1 protein-coding gene is annotated in these 1,031 nt (G+C 42.0%); it reads left to right on the top strand.

What is annotated here, in order from left to right:
* The coding region (locus J4G38_RS28135) for a hypothetical protein (protein WP_226164115.1) at positions 1–1,031 on the top strand (1,031 nt) is incomplete at both ends.

The raw sequence follows: 1,031 nt of genomic DNA on the forward strand, positions 1-1,031 counted from the left end.
CCGATTGGAGAGCCACACAACGCAGACTATTTCCGCAATCATGGTTGCGAGGTGCAGGAAAGAGACTACGGAACGAGGGTTTACAAGGAAATGTTTGTAATACTCGGTACTGACGGACTGCCTGCTATTGAAGTCCGTAGAAATCCATCATCCCAGGGTCTCAACGGCATCCATGATGCAGAAGAAACACACATCAGATTAAACAACCGCCTTTGCTACTTCGATGATTGCGCCATTTTGCTGAAAAAATTCCTCGATTTTCACCATTACACCGATGTGAGAATTTCACGTATTGACATATGTTTGGATTTTGTTCGGTTTGATTTTGGTGATGACCCTCAGAAGTTTGTCCGTAGGTATTTGAAACATCACTATGCGAAAATCAATCAGGGCGACATTAACGTGCATGGAAAAGATGCTTGGGAGGGGCAGGAATGGAACTCGTTAAAGTGGGGTAATCCTTTGTCTATCGTTTCAACCAAGATGTATAATAAGACACTCGAATTAAAAGACCATAAGTCGGGACTATATGGAAAGCCATATATACGTCAAGCATGGTACATTTGTGGGTTTATAGATGATATGCAGAGGGTAACAAAGGATGGTGAGTTAGTGAACGTGTGGAGGGTAGAATTTAGTGTAAAGAGTCCGAAAGCGAATTGGGCAACCATTGAGTTGAACGGACACCCGAAAGAGAAATACTCTCTCCCTAATAGTTTAGACGTTTACACAAATCGCTCAGACATACTAACGGCTTTTGCAAGTCTATCACGGCATTATTTCCGATTTAAGAAGTACAAGAAAGGAGTGAGAAAGGACAGATGCGAGGATAAGAAACTATTTGATTTCTCAGATGTGCAGAATGTTTACAAACTCACGAATGAAAGGAACGTTTGCGGAAATGGTGACAAGAGCAGGCAGAAGTTCAACCGCCTTTTACAACTACTCCAAGAATACGACATGACCCAATTTAATTCAGAGACAAAAAACGCTGCACAGACGCTCATTAACTCCCTCAAAGAGGAAATGAT

Origin of the sequence: Hymenobacter terricola (genome assembly GCF_017921975.2) — a bacterium.
Taxonomy (GTDB): domain Bacteria; phylum Bacteroidota; class Bacteroidia; order Cytophagales; family Hymenobacteraceae; genus Hymenobacter; species Hymenobacter terricola.